The sequence below is a fragment of the Streptomyces sp. NPDC090108 genome, assembly GCF_044747185.1.
Lineage (GTDB): Bacteria > Actinomycetota > Actinomycetes > Streptomycetales > Streptomycetaceae > Streptomyces.
Genome location: NZ_JBIVDQ010000001.1, coordinates 841302 through 858220, shown reverse-complemented (window position 1 = coordinate 858220; position 16919 = coordinate 841302). Strand labels below are relative to the sequence as shown.

15 protein-coding genes are annotated in these 16919 nt (G+C 73.1%); 10 read left to right on the top strand and 5 right to left on the bottom strand.

Translation table 11 applies throughout. From position 1 onward, the window contains the following. Nucleotides 1-4 precede the first annotated feature (4 nt). The 4 genes from ACIPRD_RS03755 (at nt 5) to ACIPRD_RS03740 (ending at nt 3506) form a co-directional block, all read left to right on the top strand. Complete coding sequence (locus ACIPRD_RS03755; protein WP_356400660.1) at nt 5-577, top strand: hypothetical protein; 573 nt, start codon at nt 5-7, stop codon at nt 575-577. Between the two features lie 274 nt (nt 578-851). Continuing rightward, nucleotides 852-1238, top strand: a complete 387-nt coding sequence (locus tag ACIPRD_RS03750) for a hypothetical protein (protein ID WP_356400658.1) — start codon at nt 852-854, stop codon at nt 1236-1238. A 442-nt stretch (nt 1239-1680) separates the two neighbouring features. Beyond that, a complete protein-coding gene (locus ACIPRD_RS03745; protein WP_356400656.1) occupies nt 1681-2343 on the top strand; it encodes an RNA polymerase sigma factor in 663 nt (220 codons plus the stop codon). Then, nucleotides 2343-3506: a hypothetical protein gene (locus tag ACIPRD_RS03740; protein ID WP_356400654.1), complete on the top strand. Its 1164-nt coding sequence runs from the start codon at nt 2343-2345 to the stop codon at nt 3504-3506. The genes ACIPRD_RS03745 and ACIPRD_RS03740 overlap by 1 nt, the downstream gene beginning before the upstream one ends. 301 nt (nt 3507-3807) lie before the next feature. On the opposite strand, the gene ACIPRD_RS03735 is transcribed toward ACIPRD_RS03740, so the two are convergent. Beyond that, entirely contained in the window at nt 3808-4740 is a 933-nt protein-coding gene (locus tag ACIPRD_RS03735) for a L,D-transpeptidase family protein (RefSeq protein ID WP_401559580.1), read from the bottom strand. A 105-nt stretch (nt 4741-4845) separates the two neighbouring features. Between ACIPRD_RS03735 and ACIPRD_RS03730 the strand changes: the two genes are divergently transcribed. Beyond that, on the top strand, nt 4846-6426 hold the full coding sequence (locus tag ACIPRD_RS03730; protein ID WP_401559577.1) for a methylmalonyl-CoA mutase: 1581 nt from the start codon (nt 4846-4848) through the stop codon (nt 6424-6426). Between the two features lie 87 nt (nt 6427-6513). Next, on the top strand, nt 6514-7167 hold the full coding sequence (gene leuE / locus ACIPRD_RS03725; RefSeq protein WP_401559575.1) for a leucine efflux protein LeuE: 654 nt from the start codon (nt 6514-6516) through the stop codon (nt 7165-7167). Nucleotides 7168-7281: 114 nt separating this feature from the next. Here leuE and ACIPRD_RS03720 read toward each other — a convergent pair whose 3' ends face one another. Beyond that, on the bottom strand, nt 7282-8664 hold the full coding sequence (locus ACIPRD_RS03720) for an FAD-dependent monooxygenase (protein WP_401559572.1): 1383 nt from the start codon (nt 8662-8664) through the stop codon (nt 7282-7284). Nucleotides 8665-8735: 71 nt separating this feature from the next. On the opposite strand from ACIPRD_RS03720, the gene ACIPRD_RS03715 reads away from it, so the two are divergent. Further along, a complete protein-coding gene (locus ACIPRD_RS03715; RefSeq protein WP_356400644.1) occupies nt 8736-9386 on the top strand; it encodes a TetR/AcrR family transcriptional regulator C-terminal domain-containing protein in 651 nt (216 codons plus the stop codon). A gap of 8 nt (nt 9387-9394) precedes the next feature. Here ACIPRD_RS03715 and ACIPRD_RS03710 read toward each other — a convergent pair whose 3' ends face one another. From ACIPRD_RS03710 to ACIPRD_RS03700, 3 genes are all read right to left on the bottom strand, one after another. After that, on the bottom strand, nt 9395-10537 hold the full coding sequence (locus ACIPRD_RS03710; protein WP_401559569.1) for an acyltransferase family protein: 1143 nt from the start codon (nt 10535-10537) through the stop codon (nt 9395-9397). Nucleotides 10538-10756: 219 nt separating this feature from the next. Continuing rightward, nucleotides 10757-12091: a polysialyltransferase family glycosyltransferase gene (locus ACIPRD_RS03705; protein WP_356400637.1), complete on the bottom strand. Its 1335-nt coding sequence runs from the start codon at nt 12089-12091 to the stop codon at nt 10757-10759. Beyond that, on the bottom strand, nt 12088-13065 hold the full coding sequence (locus tag ACIPRD_RS03700; RefSeq protein ID WP_356401209.1) for a glycosyltransferase family 2 protein: 978 nt from the start codon (nt 13063-13065) through the stop codon (nt 12088-12090). Before ACIPRD_RS03700 ends, ACIPRD_RS03705 begins: the two co-directional genes overlap by 4 nt. A 198-nt stretch (nt 13066-13263) precedes the next feature. Between ACIPRD_RS03700 and ACIPRD_RS03695 the strand changes: the two genes are divergently transcribed. The 3 genes from ACIPRD_RS03695 to ACIPRD_RS03685 are packed head-to-tail and all read left to right on the top strand — an operon-like array spanning nt 13264 to nt 16900. Further along, the gene (locus tag ACIPRD_RS03695) at nt 13264-14577 is read left to right on the top strand and encodes a DUF6716 putative glycosyltransferase (protein WP_356400635.1); all 1314 of its coding nucleotides are present in this window, start codon (nt 13264-13266) and stop codon (nt 14575-14577) included. A 50-nt stretch (nt 14578-14627) separates the two neighbouring features. After that, nucleotides 14628-15947: a cytidylyltransferase domain-containing protein gene (locus tag ACIPRD_RS03690; protein ID WP_401559564.1), complete on the top strand. Its 1320-nt coding sequence runs from the start codon at nt 14628-14630 to the stop codon at nt 15945-15947. A 14-nt stretch (nt 15948-15961) separates the two neighbouring features. After that, the gene (locus tag ACIPRD_RS03685; RefSeq protein WP_356400632.1) at nt 15962-16900 is read left to right on the top strand and encodes an N-acetylneuraminate synthase family protein; all 939 of its coding nucleotides are present in this window, start codon (nt 15962-15964) and stop codon (nt 16898-16900) included. The last annotated feature ends 19 nt before the right edge of the window (nt 16901-16919 follow it).

Below are 16919 nucleotides of genomic sequence, written 5' to 3'. Positions count from 1 at the left end.
TTGCATGAGCCTGATGGAACTGATCGCGCGGGCCGACGAGCGCGGACTGGCGGCGAGCGGGCTGGCTTGTTCGGATCGGTGCGTGCCCCTGCTGGTCGGCGACGACGAGGTGCTGCGCCCGCTGTGGGCCCACCTCGCCGAGGACACCGACTGGTCCGCGAGCCTGGAGAAGGCGCGCGACGCGCTGGGCGCGGCGGATCCCGGTGAGCCGGACTCCGGTGCGGCCGAGGCCGTGCGGCTCACCCGCGGCATGCTGGACGAGGCCCCGGCCGAGCGCACCCCCGAGGCCCTGCGGGCCTGGGCCGACGCCTGTTCCGTGGCCTCCCTGCGCATCCACCGGCTGCTCGACCCCGCCGTCGACGACACCACCCCGGCCGACGACGTCGAGGCCGAGCGGGCCGGCGGCCCGGAGAGCGCCTCCCCGCTGGTCGCCGCCGACCTGCGCCGCCAGATCCTGGTGCTGGAACTCCTCGCCGAGCACGGCGGCCAGGGCCTGCGCCGCGCCCTGGACGTGTCGGGGGAGGGCCGGCGGGTGCTCCGGGCGGTGGTGTCGCGCCGGGAGCGCGGCCGGGCCTGAGCGGGGGCCCGAGCGGGGGCCGGCCTGAGCGGGGCGGCCGCGCCGTGCCGCCCGGGACGCGCGGCGGGTGTCCTGTCCGGGTCGCACGGCGGGTGTCCGGGTCGCGGGTGTCCGGGCGGCGCCGCCCAAACCCGTTTCCGTGGGGGAGTTCTGTGGCCGTCCTGCGACAGCCGTGAGGGCCGTGGGGCGTTCCTGCGCGGGTTGCCGGATCGGCCCCGAAACGCGTGACGGATGGGCCGCCCGGTCCGCTTTTCCTTATGTGACAGCGCAGTACATGACAGCACAGACGGAGACCAGGCCGGCCGCTGCGGCGAAGCCCGCGCGATGGGCCGCGGACGCGGTCGTGGCCATGCGGGAGGGCGCGCGGATGCGGCTCGACTACTCGGCGCGGAGCCTGTGGCGGGTGGACCGCGTCATCGAGGAGATACGACGGGAGGGTGCGCCGTACGAGGCGGTCGACCGCGCGTTGCGCGGCTTCGGCGCCTACGCGGGCGAGGTCATCGTCCGCCAGTGCGGCGCCGAATGGTGGACGAGCGGCGGCGAGCACTGGATCCGCACCCCGGACGGGCGCCTCTGGGACCCGCTCGACGAGGCCCGGCGCTGCTACGGCGGCCACGGCTCGCTGCGCCTGCTGTGCCGGGACGCGGCCACCGCCGGATGAGCGGCGCCAGGGACCGGGGTGCCGTCCTCCCGGAGCCCAGGGACCGGGGCGTCGTCCTCCCGGAGTGCCCGCCGCCCCAAATCGGTGTGCCCGGACGGCGGTTGCCGGCCGTCCGGAGTGCTCCGGCACCGGGACACGTGAGCGGCTCCACGCCGTGCACGCACAACTGCCCTTAGAAGAAGGCGGATTCGCGCACGCCGTGCGCCTCGAAGATCCACCGGGACAACGGCCGGGGCCGCCACCCCCCACAGGAGAGGCCCCGGCCGTTGCACGGCACGGGCCGCGTCGCGGCCCGTACTTCCTACAGCGCCGTGCGTGAGCTTTCTGTCACACCCCGCGTGTCACGAGTTAGTTGCATCTTCTACGGACATGGACGAGCAGCGGTTTCACGCCGTAACGTGCCTTTCGCGCCGACCGAAGACTGGTGCAATAAGGGAGTGCGGTGCTGGGGGACGACGCGGAGCTGACCACCGCGGTGCGTGCGGCACAGGACGGCGACGAGGCCGCGTTCCGCACGGTGTACCGCGCGGTGCATCCACGGCTGCTCGGTTATGTGCGCACGCTGGTCGGCGACCCGGACGCGGAGGACGTCGCGTCCGAGGCCTGGCTCCAGATCGCCCGGGACCTCGAACGGTTCAGCGGTGACGCCGACCGGTTCCGGGGCTGGGCCGCACGGATAGCCCGCAACCGCGCCCTGGACCACATACGCATGCGGGGGCGCCGCCCCGTGACGGTCGGCGACGAGACCGAACTGACCGGCCGTGCCGCCGAGTCGGACACCGCCGGTGAGGCCATCGAGGCCCTGAGCACCGGCACCACCCTGTCGCTCATCGCGCGCCTCCCGCAGGACCAGGCCGAGGCGGTCGTGCTGCGCGTGGTGGTCGGCCTGGACGCCAAGTCCGCCGCCGAGACGCTCGGCAAGCGCGCCGGCGCCGTACGGACCGCGGCCCACCGCGGTCTGAAGCGGCTCGCGGAGATGCTCGGCGCGGACCCGGAATCCGCGGACGCGCTCGACGCGCTGCCGCCCCAGCGAGAGCCACGTGGCGGCGCCGTGAGGTCCGCCGGTGTGACGCATACGCGGACGCGTACGCAGAAGGACATGTGATGGCCGACGAGCACGACAAGTGGCTGAACCGGGAGACGGCGGAACGCCTGCTGAGCGGTGAGTCGCTGGAAGCCGTCGCCCCCGCCGCCCGTGACCGGGCCGGCCGGCTCGCCGCGCTGCTCGGCACGCTCGCCGCCGAGGCGGCCCCCTCGGACGGTGAACTGCCCGGCGAGGAAGGCGCGGTGGCCGCGTTCCGCAAGGCCCGCGAGGCCGCCGACGCCGAACGCGCGGCCGCCGCCCTCGGCTCCGCGGCCACGGACCGCCCCGCCGTCTCCGCCCCCGGGTTCGACGCCGGTCTGGTGCGGATCGACCCGCTGGCCCACGACCGCAGGACCCACCCGCCGCGCACCGGCGGAACGCGCGCCCGCGGCCGGGACGGCCTGCGGGCCGGAGCCCCCGCGCGCCGCCCCCGCTGGGGCCGTCCCGTCCGGCTCGTGCTCGCCGCGGCCGTCGCCGTGGGCACGGTCGGCGGGGTCGCCATGGCCGCGGGCGGTGTGCTGCCCTCGCCGTTCCACCACCACCGGCCCGACCCCGGCGCCTCCGTCTCCGCCACCGCGACCCCCGGGCAGACGCTCGCCTCGCCCTCGCCCCGGCCCTCGCGGACCGGCGGTCCGCAGGCGGCCCCGAGCGGCTCCGCGGGCGGTTCCACGGGCGGCGGTCCCGCCGCCACCGGACGGCCGGACGCGGAGGCCGGGTCCGCGCACGCTTCCGGCACCTCCTCCGGGGCACCCCGTCCGTGGTGGCGGACCGCCGTCCTCACCTGCCGCGATCTGCGCGAGGGCCGGGAACCGGGCGCCGAGCGCAGGCGGGTCCTGGAGGGCCTGGCGGGCGGTCCGGCGCGCGTGAAGACGTACTGCGGGACCGTGCTGTCGTCCGGCGGGGACGGAAACCGCGGCGACGGCAAGGGTGACGGACGGCGCGACGGCAGGACCGGCGGGCGTGAGGGCGGCGGCGGCCGCGACGGCCGCGGTGACCGCGACGGCAAGGGCGACGACGACGAGGGGCACGGGGGCCGCGACCGCGGCCACCGCCGGCACCACGGCCACCGCCGAGGCGGCCTCGCCTCCGCCTTCCCCACGCCCTTGGCGCCCGCGCGCCCCTGGGTGAAGAACGTCCCCGCTCCCCCCGCGTCCGCGCCGAGCCCCTCGTTCCACGTGCTCTGATCAGCGCTTTCCGCTCCGGCGCACGCCCCCGCCCGGGCTGCCACGCACGCCTGTGACCTGCGATTTCGTTGCACGCAAAAGTTTTTTCGCGACAGGTGTGACGTTTCTCGAGGTCGTGACGCAGTAGTGAGTGAGCCGACTGGTCATCGGCCGTCGCACTGAGCCGGGGTTCCCCCCGTACCCACGGCTCGTGCACCTGGCGCGGGCGGGACACGTTCCCCCGGTCCCGCCCGCGCCCCGCAAAACCTCTCGCGCCCCGCGCACGCCTTCCGCGCCCCGCACGCCTCGCCGGGCCGCCCGCTCACCAGGACACGACGACCTTGTCGCCGGTCCGCACCTGCGCGAACAGCGCCGAGACGGCCGCCTCGTCCCGCACGTTGACGCAGCCGTGCGAACCGCCCGCGTAGCCGCGAGCCGCGAAGTCGTAGGAGTAGTGCACCGCTTCGCCGCCGCTGAAGAACATCGCGTACGGCATAGGGGAGTGGTAGAGCGTCGACACATGGTGCCGTGACTTCCAGTAGATCCGGAACACACCCTCGCGGGTCGGGGTGTACTGCGTGCCGAAGCGGACGGACATCGTCGACACCGTCCGGCCGTCGATCATCCAGCGCAGGGTCCGGGTGGTCTTGCTGATGCACAGCACACGCCCGTACAGACAGCGCGGGTCGGGCGCGGCGGCCGGCTGCCCTCCCATCAGATAGAGCTCCCACCGGCCCGGCCGGTGGGTCATCGCCAGCAGCCGCCGCCAGGTGGCCGCGTCCGTCTCGCCGGTCCTCGGCAGCCCGCGCTTGCCCTGGAAGCCCGCGACGGCTCGCTCGGTCAGATCGTCGTACGACCCCGTCGGTCCGTCGAACAGCCAGTCGAGCTGGCGGAGGCGGGCCTGGAGTTCGCGCACGCCCGGACCGCTGTCCCCGCGCGACCACAGGGCGGGGGCCGCCGGGGGCTGGGCCGTCCGGGTGGGATCCGGGGCGGCTTCCCGCGGACCGCCGGCACCGGAACTCCGCCCGGGCGAGCCGGAGGGCAGCTGGATGTGGACGGGCGAACGGTGCTTGCCGTCCCCGCCGTCCGGGGGCGGCACGGTGCAGCCGCCGAGCGCGGCGAGCACGGCGGCCGCGGCGAGTGCCGCGGAGGCTCGGGCCTGCCTCCCGGATCTTGCCGGGGTCGCCCGCTGTGCGGCGCTGCGGGGCCGGGCCGGCCCGATCCGGAAGAAGGGCCCTGAGGCCGGAATCCTCATGCGAGGGATGTTTCCCCGCGTGACCGCCGCCGAACTACGGGGCATGGTGAGGATGAGGGAAACGTTCCCGCGGAGGCATCCATGGCGCGTGAGGCGGAGACACCCATGCCGCGTGAGTCGGAGTCGGGCCTGCCCGTCGAGCCGGTCTACGGCCCGGCGGACCTCGCCGGCTGGGACCCGGACCGGAAGCTGGGCGAACCGGGCGCCTACCCGTACACCCGCGGGGTCTACCCGACCATGTACACCGGCCGCCCCTGGACCATGCGGCAGTACGCCGGCTTCGGTACGGCCGCCGAGTCCAACGCCCGCTACCGGCGGCTGATCGAGCACGGCACCACCGGCCTGTCCGTCGCCTTCGACCTGCCCACCCAGATGGGCCACGACTCCGACGCGCCCCTCGCGCACGGCGAGGTCGGCAAGGTCGGCGTCGCCGTCGACTCGGTCGAGGACATGCGGGAGCTGTTCGACGGCATCCCGCTGGACCGGGTCTCGACGTCGATGACGATCAACGCCCCGGCCGCGCTGCTGCTCCTGATGTACCAGCTGGTGGCGGAGGAGCAGGGGGTGAGCGCCGACCTCCTGACCGGCACGGTCCAGAACGACGTCCTGAAGGAGTACATCGCGCGGGGCACGTACATCTTCCCGCCCGGCCCCTCGCTCCGGCTGACCGCCGACATCTTCGCGTACTGCCGGGCCGAGATGCCGAGGTGGAACACGATCTCGATCTCCGGCTACCACATGGCCGAGGCCGGTGCCTCGCCCGCGCAGGAGATCGCCTTCACCCTCGCCGACGGCATCGAGTACGTCCGCACGGCGGTCGCGGCCGGCATGGACGTCGACGACTTCGCCCCGCGGCTGTCCTTCTTCTTCGTCGCCCGTACGACCCTGCTGGAGGAGGTCGCCAAGTTCCGTGCCGCGCGCAGGATCTGGGCCCGGGTGATGCGGGAGGAGTTCGGTGCGCGCGACCCGAAGTCCTGGATGCTGCGCTTCCACACCCAGACGGCGGGCGTCCAGCTGACCGCGCAGCAGCCGGAGGTGAACCTCGTCCGGGTCGCCGTACAGGCCCTGGCCGCGGTCCTCGGAGGCACCCAGTCCCTGCACACCAACTCCTTCGACGAGGCGATCGCCCTGCCGACGGACAAGAGCGCCCGGCTCGCCCTGCGCACCCAGCAGGTGCTCGCCCACGAGACGGACGTGACCGCGACGGTCGACCCCTTCGCCGGCTCCTACGCGGTCGAGAGCATGACCGACGACGTGGAGACGGCCGTGCTGGAGCTGATGCGGAGGGTGGAGGACCTGGGAGGCGCGCGGGCCGCGATCGAACAGGGCTTCCAGAAGGCCGAGATCGAGCGCAACGCCTACCGCATCGCGCGGGAGACCGACTCGGGGGAGCGCGTCGTGGTCGGCGTCAACCGCTTCCGGCTCGACGCGGAGGAGCCGTACGAGCCGCTGCGCGTCGACCCGGAGATCGAGGCCCGGCAGGCCGAGCGGCTCGCCGCGCTGCGGGCCCGCCGGGACCGGGCGGCGGTGGACGCGGCCCTGGCCGCGCTGAAGAAGGCCGCCGCGGGCGAGGACAACGTGCTCCACCCGATGAAGGACGCGCTGCGGGCCCGGGCGACGGTGGGCGAGGTGTGCGGAGCGCTCCGGGAGGTCTGGGGCTCCTACGTACCGGTGGACGTGTTCTGACCCGCCGGTCCCGGCGCGCCCGCGCGGGGGTGTCCACGGATCGGGAGGCCGCCCTGGGCGTCCCGGCCCCGTGGGACACTCGCTTCCATGTTCGGCGTCATCGATCTCCCCACATATCTGGCAGGACTGGTCCTGATCGTCCTGCTGCCCGGTCCCAACTCGCTCTACGTCCTCTCGGTCGCCGCCCGCCGCGGTGTGCGGGCCGGGTACACCGCCGCCGCGGGCGTGTGGTGCGGGGACACCGTGCTGATGACGCTGTCCGCGGCCGGGGTCGCCTCGCTGCTCCAGGGCAACGCGGTGCTGTTCGGGATCGTGAAGTACGCGGGTGCCGCGTACTTGACCTGGCTGGCGATCGGGATGCTGCGCTCCGCCCTCCTGATGTGGCGGACCCGGCGGGAGCAGGGCGCGGCCGACGCCTCCCCGGCGGCCGCCGCCGACGGTGAGCGGCCCTTCCGCAAGGCGCTCGTCGTCAGCCTGTTCAACCCCAAGGCGATCCTGTTCTTCGTCGCCTTCTTCGTGCAGTTCGTGGACCCCGGGTACGCCCACCCGGCCCTGTCGTTCGTCGTCCTCGGCGCCTTCGCCCAGCTGGCCAGCTTCCTGTACCTCAGCGCGCTGATATTCGGCGGCACCCGGCTGGCCGCCGCGTTCCGGCGCCGCAGGCGGCTGTCGGCGACGGCCACCTCGGCGGCGGGAGTGCTGTTCCTCGGATTCGCCGTGAAGCTGTCGATGGCCGGCGCGTAGCGGGCATCCCCCCGGCCCCGGCGCCGTCCGGCGGGACGTTCCCCCGGCCTCGGGGCGCCGTCCGGGGCGGGCTCAACGGCGGCCGGGGCGGGCTCAGCGGCAGCCGACGCGGCCTCAATGGCAGCCGACGCGGGCCAGATAGGCGTCCAGTCCGTCCGCCGCCGTGTCGCCCGCCCAGCCGACGTAGCCGTCCGGGCGGACCAGGAAGACGCCGGGGCCGTAGGAGGCCGGGGCCGCGGGCAGCGACCGTACTCCCGGGACGGGTGCAGGGGCACCCAGCAGCGTCCAGTGCGGTCCCCGGAACGCGTCGAAGAGGCGGACGCCGTCCACCGTGCCGTCCGGCGCCCGGTCGCCCGCGCGCACCCCGGCCGGGGCGGCACGCCGCTCCTCGCTGAGCGACGACTCCGGGTACGCCAGATCGAGCTGGACCGTCGCCCTGCCGCGCCGCACCTCCCCGCGGTGGACGCCCGTCGACAGCCCGAGCATGGCGGCGGCGTTGGCACGCCGCTCCTCCTCGTAGGTGTCGAGAAGGGAGTCCGGCGCCCCTGCGCGCAGCACCGCCCCCAGCTTCCAGCCCAGGTTGTAGGCGTCCTGGACGCTGGTGTTCAGCCCCTGGCCGCCGGCCGGTGAATGCACGTGCGCGGCGTCGCCCGCGAGGAGGACCCGGCCGGCCCGGAACCGGTCCGCGAGGCCGGTGCGCGGGCGGAAGTCGGAGACCCAGCGCAGCGCGGTCACGTTCCCGGTGTCCAGATGCGTGTACGCGGCGACCAGCTCGCGGACACCGGCCAGGGACAGCGGGGGCACGCCCGCGGCGAAGCGCCCCTGGAGCTGGAACGCGTCGGTCCCGGCGAGCGGGCACAGCGCGACACCGGTGCCACCGGCAGCCGGGAACGTGTGCCAGTGGTCGCGGTCCAGGCCCGTCAGCGTCACGTCCGCCACCAGGTACGACGCCGGGTCGAGCATCTCGCCGGCCATGCCGACGCCCAGCGCGCGCCGGACCGCCGAGCGGCCCCCGTCGGCCGCGACGACATGTCCGGCGCGCAGGGCCGGGCCGTCGGCGCGGTGCACGCTCACGCCGTCCGCGTCCTGCTCCAGTCCCGTCACCTCGACCCCGAACGCCACCCGGCCGCCCAGCTCCAGCAGCCGCGCGTACAGCACCTCCTGGGTGCGCCACTGCGCGACCATCAGGGGCTCGGTGTACGGGGTGCCCTCGTCCGCCTCGACCTTCTCGAACATCGGCTTCACGCCGACGCGTTCGCCGTCCTTCCAGATCAGGCGGTCCGGGTAGGTCCCGCCGGCGGCGCGCACCGCGTCCAGGACGCCGAGGTCGTCGAAGACCTCCTGGGTGCGCGGCTGGATGCCCTTGCCGCGCGAGCCCGGGAACAGCTCCGCCGCCCGCTCCACCACCAGCGCGTCCACGCCGCGCCGGGCCAGGTCGATGCCGAGGGTGAGCCCGGTCGGCCCGGCTCCCACGATCAGTACCTCCGGAACATCCACGACTTTTCTCCTTAACGCCGTTAAGTGCCGCCGCCGACGAGCGTGCCCTTAACGCTGTTAAGCTGTCAAGCGTGAGTACGGACCGACGCGTGCCCCTGGACCGGCGCCGGGTCGCCGACACGGCACTGCGGCTGCTGAACGAGACCGGCCTCGACGGCCTGACCCTGCGTGCCATCGCCCGCGAGCTGGACGTCAAGGCGCCCGCGCTGTACTGGCACTTCAAGGACAAGCAGGCGCTGCTGGACGAGATGGCGACCGAGATGTACCGGCGGATGGCCGCCGCCATCGCGTCCGACCCCGCCGACACCTGGCAGGAACGGCTGCTCAGGACCAGCCGCGGGCTGCGGTCCGCCCTCCTCGGCTATCGCGACGGCGCCAAGGTCTACAGCGGCTCACGCTTCACGGGCACGGACCACGCCCGCGAGATCGAGGAGAACCTGCGGGTCTTCACGGCCGCCGGTCTGGGCCTGGCCCAGGCGGTCAACGCCGGGCGGACCGCCGTGATGTACACCATCGGCTTCGTCACCGAGGAGCAGGGCGTACGGCCCCTCCCGGGCGAGCGCCGGGAGGGGTACGACATCGAGGAACGCGCCCGCCGCATGGCCGAGTTCCCTCTCGCGGCCGAAGCGGGCCGGCTCCTCTTCGACGACTACGACCAGCAGTTCGAGGAAGGCCTGGCCCTCGTGGTCGCGGGCATCGGGGCGCGGTACGGGATCGCCTGAGCGCGGGCTCAGCCGAGGGTGTCCACCGGCCGCTTCAGCGCCCTGCGCAGGCGGGGGCCGAGGGGTTTCTCCACGAGGCGGTGGATCAGCCAGGCCAGGGTCAGCATGCTCAGGACCGTCGCGCCGAGCGTCGGCCACGCGGGCAGGCCCAGGCCCCGGTGCAGCACCCGGATGACGAACCAGCCCAGGTGCTCGTGGACCAGGTAGAACGGGTACGTGAGCGCGCCCGCGGTGGCCAGCCAGGACCAGTTCGCGCGGGCCGCCCAGCCCGCCGCCACGACGGCCACGGCGGCGAACGCGAGGGTCACGATCGCCATCACGACGTACGGGTCGCGGACCGGTTCGCCGTGCGTGTGCCACAGTCCGCGCGTGGCGTCGCTCTGGGCGAGCAGCCAGGAGAAGGCGACGATGCCCCACGGGAGCAGGCCGTTGCCGAAGCGGTGGACGAGGTACAGGGCGAGGCCGCCGATGAAGAACGGGGCGTAGTCGGGCATGACCAGCTGGTCCGTCAGCGCGTTGCCGTTCGTGCGGCACAGCACGACCGCCAGCGTCCACACCCCGCAGAACATCACCACGCGGCGGTAGGTGACCCCGCGCGCGACGACGAGCAGTGCGAACAGCGCGTAGAAGCGGACCTCGACCCACAGGGTCCAGCACACGCCCAGCACGCGCGGTACGCCCATGGGCTGCTGCAGCATCGTCAGGTTGACCAGGAACTCGTCCGCCCGGACCGCGTGCACGACCACCGGCAGGGCGAGGGAGGCGCCGGTGACCAGGACCAGGGCGACCCAGTAGGCGGGATAGAGACGGGCGACGCGGGAGCGGAAGAAATCGCCGAGCGTGCGGCCCCAGCCGCTCATGCAGATGACGAATCCGCTGATGACGAAGAAGAACTGCACGCCCAGATTTCCGTACACGGACACGTGGGACAGGGTCGGGAAAAGGTGGGACGGGGCCTGGTGCCAGGAGGCGGACACCGGGCCGCCGCGTCCGGTGTAGTGGTAGAGGCAGACCATCAGCGCGGCCAGCAGACGCAGCCCGTCGAGGGCGTACAGCCGGCTCCCGCGTGCGCCGGGCGCGGAGCGGGCGGGGACTCTCTCCGGCGCGGGGGCGGGGAGAGCGGTGGCGGGTGCGGAGGAGGAAGCAGACATGGTGTTCGACTGTTTACCCGAACAACGTCAACAGCAAGAAACTTCTTGTGGAATTCGCCGAGGTGCGGAACCGATTTCCTCCGGTGTCCGGGTGAAGCGCGGGAATGGCGTGGAGGGCGGCCCGAATGTTCTTCAGCCCGCCCTCTCCCGTCGATCTCCGCGCCTTTTCCCGTTCTCTTTCCGTTTCCTTTCCGGAGTTCCTCCGCTTCGCGGGTGGGGTCAGCGGCGTACGGCCCGGTGCAGACCGCGCGCCTTGCGTGCCATCCGGCGCACGGCGGCGTTGCGCAGGGCGAACGACAGCTGGGACGGCACCGCACCGGGCAACCCCAGCGCGGCCAGGCGCCTGCGCTTGAAGTAGCCGAGGGTCCGTGGGTCCAGGTGCGCCGCCAGGTACCGCTGGGTCTCCTCGCGCAGCCCGGGCAGGATCTTCGGCTGCATCGCGAAGCCCACCGCGCGCACCAGCGCGCCCAGCGCTTCCGCGTCCATGCCCCGGCGCTGCTCTTCGACCGCCGCGCGGTCACCCAGCTCCGGCAGCAGCGCGTCGACGACGGTCACCGGGATCCGGTTGCTGTTCTCGTACGGCGTCAGCCGGTCCAGCAGCAGTTCGGTGCCGACCCGCGCGACCGGCAGGCCGTACAGCGCGGACGCGGTCAGCAGCGCGGTGGAGAAGCAGCCGACGACCAGCGCGGGACGCATCCGCTGGTACAGCACCTCGGCGAGCACCGGTGTGCCGAGAACCGTCAGAGCCGCTCCGAGCCTTTCCGCCTCCTGCTCCAGCATGCGGGTGAACCGGGCGGGAGCGGAGGGATGCGGCTTGAACACCACGGTGGTGTGGCCGAGTTCGACCGCGCCCCGCAGCATCCGCACATGCAGTTCCTCCTCCTGCTCCGGGGTGAGGATGTCCAGTGCGGAGAGGTACTGGCCCAGCAGCAGCGCGGGCTCCCCGGCCTCTGGCGGTCCGTCGCCGAGCGGGGCCAGTTCAGCCAGCACCTTGGTGAAGCCGGCTGTCGGCACTATCTCCGCGGGCACCCCGAACTCGGTCAGCAGCAACGGCGGAAGTCCCGGCACCAGATCGAGGTGGAGAACGCGTTCCACCCGGGTGCCCACCAGTGGATCGATCTTGTTGCGGGTGGGGCCGTAACTCATCAGGCCGTCCGCGTACACCGTCACCGGGGCACCGGTGAAGATCTGCGCGAGCGACAGCGACGGATTGACCTGGATCGACTCGACCACCAGCGCCACGTCGTCGGTGCCCAGATCCCATTCGTGACGCAGGAACCGTTCCCACAGCGTCAGGTCGTCGGGACGGGGAGCCCAACCGCCGGGGTGGAAGGGGAAGATGGTCTCGTTGTACGAGATCACGTCGTCGAAGCGGTCGCGCAGCCGCTCGAAACCGGGCATCTCGTCCAGGGCCGGCGTGGTCTCGGGTGTGGCCGCGTTGTTGCAGACGAGCAGGACGCGCCGTTCGGCGGAGGGGAAACAGCCGGAGTCCAGGGCGGCGGCGATCGTGGCCGTGCCGTACAGCGTCGAGGCCTGGAAGATCTGGGTGGTCACGCGGCGACCCCCGTGCCGGCGGGACGGCGGCGCAGCCGGCGCAGTTTCGTGGCGCGCTGGAGGTCCATGGAGTCCAGCGCCTCGTCCAGCACGGCCTGCGGCATGCGGCGCAGCGCGGCGGCGCTCAGGGATCTCAGCTTCTTCGCCACCGCGGGCTCGAACCTTTCGATGGATGCCAGGTGATGGGAGATGATGGCGCAGTAGGTGCGGACGGCCTTGGGCAGCAGGGCGGCGGCATCCGCGTCGGCGGCGGTCTCCTCGACGACCTGGTCGAAGGCGCGAAGGAAGTCGAGCTGGCGGACGTCCCCGATCTGGGTGAGCGACGAGGCCACTCCGCGCCGGTAGAACACGCCGAGCAGATCGACCGCGGCGAACGACTCCGCCTCCCGGTGCAGCTTCCAGATCCACGGCCGGTCCTCGGCCGTGCGCAGCCCGTCGGTGAAGTGCAGCAGCCCCTTGTCCACGAGCCGGCGATGGTAGATGCCCGCCCATGCGTAGGCGTAGTCCACCGACGTGGAGCGGTCGGCGGGCAGGATCGCCTGCCGCGGGTCCAGGACCACGTTCCGGCGGCCGACCGGCACCCGGTGCACGCTGCGCGCCCTCGCCGTGCACTGCACATGATCGGTGCGCACGAAATCGCATCCCAGCCTCTCGATCGCCGCCACCAGCCGGGCGTAGTGGCCGGGAGCCAGCCAGTCGTCGCCGTCGAGAAACGTCAGATACTCGCCGCGTGCCCGGTCGATGCCCGTGTTGCGAGCGGTCGCGAGGCCCCCGTTCTTCGCGTGCCGGACGAGGACCGCGCCGGGCAACTCCTGCTCGGCGCGCGCGAGAATGTCCGGTGTCCCGTCGCGGGAACAGTCGTCGACAAGGATGAATTCGAATTCTTCACGCGCGTTCGCACTGAGACTTCTCAGCGTGTCCGGCGCGTATTGCTGCACGTTGTAGAACGGCACGATGACGGAGAGCTTGACCACGTGGGTGACGTTAGGGCGCGGTCCGTCATTCGTCTTGGCCGTCGCCTTGATATGAGGTGAACGACGCGTGGCGAAGCTGTGAATCAGGACTTTACCGCCCGCGATCGCGGCCCGATTCGCCATTCGGCGGTGTGCTGTTAACCGTTTGTTGCATTCGGGTTGGGCGGTTCATCGGAATCGCTTCCTAGCGTCTTCGGCGTGCCAGCCAGTGCAACGAAGTCCCTGCGGGTCGCCGTACTCGCGGATTCCGACACCCGGTGGAAGTGGGGCGCGCTCACCGCGCAGCGCCTCGCTCCGGCCGGCTCCGGGATCCGCCTCGACGGCTACCTCCTCAGAGGACGAGCCACCCCCACCGCCCGCCAGCTGACGGAAGTCGGCGTCCGTGCCGACTCCCTCCGCGAGGTGACCGGCGTCGAGTTCCTGCGCGCCATGACCGGCGAGCCGTACGACGTCCTGGTCCTCGCGCTGGTCGGCGGCGGTGTGCAGGCGATGCTGCACGGACTGCGCCACGCCTGGGGCTCCGGGCCGCGCCCCGCGGTCGTCACCGGCTATGTCGGCGTCGTCTACGAGAAGCTCGCCGACGGACTGCTGCTGCGGCACGGCGCGGACCTCGTCCTCGCCAACTCCGCCCACGACGCGGAGCGGTTCCGCGCCGTGTACGAGGGAGTGGGCGCCGACGCGGGCGCGGTGACCGAGGTCGCGCTGCCGTTCCTCGGCGGTGAGCCCTACGCCGGCGAACACGGCCCGTACACCGTGGTGTTCGCGGCCCAGCCCTCCGTCCCCGACAACCGCAGGGACCGCGCCTACCTGCTCGACCGGCTGATCGCCCACGCCCGCCTGCACCCCGAGCGCGACGTGCTGCTCAAGCTGCGCTCCAAGCCGGGCGAACACACCACGCACATCGAGGAACTGCCGTACCAGAAGCTGGCGCAGGGCAAGGAGCTGCCCGCCAACTTCCGCCTGGTGTACGGCCATATGGGCGAGGTGCTGGACCGCACCGACCTGCTGGTCACCGTCAGTTCCACCGCCGCGCTCGAGTCCCTGCACCGGCGCATCCCCACCGTCGTCCTGACCGACCTCGGGGTGCGCGAGACGCTCGGCAACCACCACTTCACCGGCTCCGGGTGCCTCGCCTCCTGGGACCGGCTCGACGCGGGGCACCGCCCGGCGGCCGACGAGGAGTGGGTGGCCCGGCAGGGCGTCGCCGCCGGCGCAGGCTCGTACGACTCCTGCTTCACCGCCGCCCGCGAACGCGTCGCCGACCTGCTCGCGCGGCCCGGCGGCCTGCCGCCCCTGAACCCCTACTACACCCCCGAGACCGCGCCCGGCTATCTGCCCGGCATCCTCGCCCGCCACCACCTCGGCCCCGACGGCGCACCGCTGCCGGGCGCGCCCGCCGCCGACAAGGAACCCGGAGCCGTACGGCAGATCGTGCGCCGCGCCGCCCGCGGCGCCTACCGGCACGGTGTGCAGCGGGTCGCCCCGGTGATCCGGCGGATGGGGGAGCTGTGAGCGGGCTGATCCCACGTCGAGGACGTCCCGCACGTCCAGGAGAGGACCCCATGACCGACTCGGCCACAGGCCCGGGCACCGCGGTGCGCCGCGTCCTCGCGGTGATCCCCGCGCGCGGCGGCTCCAAGGGCGTCCCCGCCAAGAACCTCGCCCCGGTCGGCGGCGTCCCGCTGGTGGCCCGCGCGGTCCGGGAATGCCGTGGCGCCCGGCTGGTGACCGACGTGGTCGTCTCCACCGACGACCACGCCATCGCCGCCGCGGCCCGCCAGGCCGGCGCCGAGGTCGTGCTGCGCCCCGCCGCCATCGCCGGGGACACCGCCACCTCCGAGGACGCCGTCCTGCACGCCATGGACGCCCACGAGGCGCTGCACGGCGCCACCGTCGACGCGGTCCTCCTGGTCCAGTGCACCAGCCCGTTCGTCGTCCGCGAGGACCTCGACGCGGTGGCCGGCGCGGTCCTCGGCGACGGCGCGGACACCGCGGTGACCGTCGCCCCCTTCCACGGCTTCGTCTGGCGCGACGGCACGGACGGGATCAACGCCGCCGAGATCGCCGCCGACGGGACCGGCACCGACGGGACCCACACCGACGGGACCGGCACCTCCCGGACGACCACCGCCGCGGCGGGCGGCGGCCACGGCGTCAACCACGACAAATCCTTCCGCCCCCGCCGCCAGGACCGCCCCCAGGACCTGCTGGAGACCGGCGCCGCCTACGCCATGGACGCCTCCGGCTTCCGCGCGCACCGGCACCGCTTCTTCGGCCGCACCGAGCTGGTCCGCACCGACCCGGCCCGGGTGCTGGAGATCGACGACCCGCACGACCTGGCCCGCGCCCGGGCCCTCGCCCCGCTGTTCGACGCGGCCCGGCCCGGCGCCCTCCCCTCCCACGACGACATCGACGCCGTGGTCCTCGACTTCGACGGCACCCAGACCGACGACCGGGTGCTGATCGACTCCGACGGACGGGAGACCGTCTCCGTGCACCGCGGGGACGGACTCGGCATCGCCGCCCTGCGCAGGAGCGGGCTGAGGATGCTGATCCTGTCCACGGAACAGAACCCCGTGGTCGCCGCCCGCGCCCGGAAGCTGAAGCTCCCGGTGCTGCACGGCATCGACCGCAAGGACCTCGCCCTCAAGCAGTGGTGCGAGGAACAGGGCATCGCGCCCGAGCGCGTGCTCTACGTCGGCAACGACGTCAACGACCTCCCGTGCTTCGCCCTCGTCGGCTGGCCCGTGGCGGTCGGGAACGCCCACGACGTCGTACGCGGCGCCGCGCGCGCGGTCACCACCCTCCCCGGTGGCGACGGCGCGATCCGGGAGGTCGCCGGCTGGATCCTCGGCCCCTCTCTCGACACCCTCACCAAGTAAGGAACTTCTCTGCCATGAGCACCAACTCCCGCCTGCGTTCGTTCGGTCCCCGCGAGGTCGGTCCGGGCAGGCCCGTCTACATCTGCGGCGAGATCGGCATCAACCACAACGGTGAGCTGGAGAACGCGTTCAAGCTCATCGACGTGGCCGCCGAGGCCGGCTGCGACGCCGTCAAGTTCCAGAAGCGCACCCCCGAGATCTGCACCCCGCGCGACCAGTGGGACATCGAGCGCGACACCCCCTGGGGCCGCATGACCTACATCGACTACCGCCACCGCGTGGAGTTCGGTGAGGACGAGTACCGCCAGATCGACGAGTACTGCAAGACCAAGGGCATCGACTGGTTCGCCTCCCCGTGGGACACCGAGGCCGTCGCCTTCCTGGAGAAGTTCGACCTCCCCGCCCACAAGGTGGCCTCCGCCTCCCTCACCGACGACGAGCTGCTGCGCGCCCTGCGCGCCACCGGCCGCACCGTCATCCTCTCCACCGGCATGTCGACGCCGAAGCAGATCCGCCACGCGGTCGAGGTCCTCGGCAGCGACAACATCCTCATGTGCCACGCCACCAGCACCTACCCGGCCAAGGCCGAGGAGCTGAACCTCCGCGCGATCAACACGCTGGAGAAGGAGTTCCCGAACGTCCCGATCGGCTACTCCGGCCACGAGACCGGCCTGCAGACCACGCTGGCCGCCGTCGCCCTCGGCGCCGCCTTCGTCGAGCGCCACATCACCCTCGACCGCGCCATGTGGGGCTCGGACCAGGCCGCCTCCGTCGAGCCGCAGGGCCTGGTGCGCCTCGTCCGCGACATCCGCACCATCGAGGCCTCCCTCGGCGACGGCGTCAAGAAGGTCTACGACTCCGAGCTGGGCCCGATGAAGAAGCTGCGCCGCGTCGCCGGCGTCGTCGCCGAGGCGGAGATCGCGGCGGCGGCGGGCGAGCCGGTCGCCGTCTGAGCGCCCTGACCGCCTCAAC